At 71.6% G+C, this 1,751-nt stretch carries 3 protein-coding genes; 1 reads left to right on the forward strand and 2 read right to left on the reverse strand.

What is annotated here, in order from left to right:
• The coding region (locus R6V09_RS52345) for an FAD-dependent oxidoreductase (RefSeq protein ID WP_317888433.1) at nucleotides 1-297 on the reverse strand (297 nt) is incomplete at its 3' end.
• Between the two features lie 190 nt (nucleotides 298-487).
• Entirely contained in the window at nucleotides 488-1,384 is an 897-nt protein-coding gene (locus R6V09_RS52350; protein ID WP_317888434.1) for a TIGR01777 family oxidoreductase, read from the reverse strand.
• Between the two features lie 73 nt (nucleotides 1,385-1,457).
• Here R6V09_RS52350 and R6V09_RS52355 point away from each other — a divergent pair.
• Nucleotides 1,458-1,751, forward strand: a 294-nt coding sequence (locus R6V09_RS52355; protein ID WP_317888435.1) for a GNAT family N-acetyltransferase, incomplete at its 3' end; no start/stop codon positions are given.

A 1,751-nucleotide genomic window follows, 5' to 3' on the forward strand; every position in this document is an offset into this window, starting at 1 on the left:
CGCGCGGTGGTGGCGGCCGTCGCTGTGGAGGAGGACGCCCGGGGCGAAGGGGCGCAGCACCAGGGCGTCGAGGCCCGGGGTCAGGCGGAGTTCGGGGTACGAGGTGGACAGGAACTGTCCGATCCGGTCGAGCCGGAACCCGTCGACCTTCTCGGTCGACATACGGCCGCCCACGTAAGGGGCGGCCTCCAGGACTACGGTCGTTACTCCTGCGCTGATCAGCCGATGTGCCGCGGCGAGTCCGGCGACCCCGGCTCCCACGACGACGACGTCCGCCTGGTACGCGTGCTCAAGCACGTGCCCCTCCTCAGGGTTGCGCGGCCGGTGGCAGCGTCATGCCCCAACGGCCTCCAGGGATACCCGAGTTCGGGTCGAGGTTAGGGCCGTGATCGGTGGAGGGAAGTCGCGCATACGCAGGGCACGGTCGCACGGCGGTCGCATACGGTCGCCGTGCGTCACCAAGTGCGGTCGGTCGGGTCCGAGACGGTCACAGCGCCGCCCGGATCGCCCCCTCGATCTCCGGGAACGTGAACGTGAACCCCGACTCCAACAGCCGCTTCGGCAGCACCCGTTGACTGCCCAGCACATCCCCCGACATCTCGCCGAGCACCAGCTTCAGCGCGGACGCGGGCACCGTGAAGAGGGACGGACGGTGCAAGACGCGGCCCATCGCCGCCGCGATCTCACGGTTCGTCAGCGGGTTCGGGGCGGTGAGGTTGAACGGTCCCGACAGGCCCTCGGTGTCGATGAGATGCCGGATCGCCGCGACCTCGTCGTGCAGCGCGACGAACGACCAGTACTGCCGCCCGTCGCCGAACCGCCCGCCGACACCCGCCTTGAAGAGGGGGAACAGCTTGGCCCACGCCCCGCCGTCCTTTGCCACGACAAGACCGGTCCGCGCGAACACCGTCCGCACGCCCGCCTCCTGCACGGGCGCCGTCGCCTCCTCCCACTCCACGCACAGCGAGGGCAGGAAACCGTCACCCGGAGGCGCGTCCTCGTCCACGGCACGCTCGCCCGTCTCGCCGTAGAAGCCGATCGCGCTGCCGTTCACCCACACCCGCGGCGGCCGGTCCAGCGCCGCCACGGCCTCCGCGAGCGCCGCCGTGCCGAGCACCCGGCTGTCGCGGACCGTCTTCTTGTAGGCGTCCGTCCAGCGGTGGTCGCCGACCCCGGCACCGGCCAGGTTGACCACGGCGTCGCACCCGTCGAGCGCCGCCGTGTCCACGTACTCACCCTCGGGGTCCCAGCAGACCTCGTCGGCGCCCCGGGCGGCCCGCCGCACCAGGCGCACCACCTCGTGACCGTCCGCGGTCAGTGACCGCACCAGTGCGCTGCCGATCAGACCGGAGGCGCCGGTCACCGCGATTCGCGAGCGTTCCATGGCGCCCATCCTGCCTCGTTGATCCATAAAAGCCCCATGAGGAGGGCACGGCCCCCGTCGTAGTCTGGCTCACATGTCCGAGCCGTACATACGTACCGCCCTGCCCGACGACGACGAGGAACTCGGCGCGCTGGACCGCGCGACCTGGTCGCACCTGCACGCGGTCATGCCGCGCCCGCAGCCGCCATATGGTCCCTTCTTCGACGAGCGGCACGCGCCCGGGGATCATCTCGTCGCCGAACTCGACCGCCGGATCGTCGGCTACATCCGGCTGGCCTTTGCCGGCCCGCTCGCCTGCAACGCGCACGTCCGCCAGATCCAGGGGCTCGCCGTCGCCGAGGAGGCGCGCGGGCACGGGGTCGGCCGG

This window comes from Streptomyces sp. W16 (genome assembly GCF_033194735.1).
Lineage (GTDB): Bacteria > Actinomycetota > Actinomycetes > Streptomycetales > Streptomycetaceae > Streptomyces.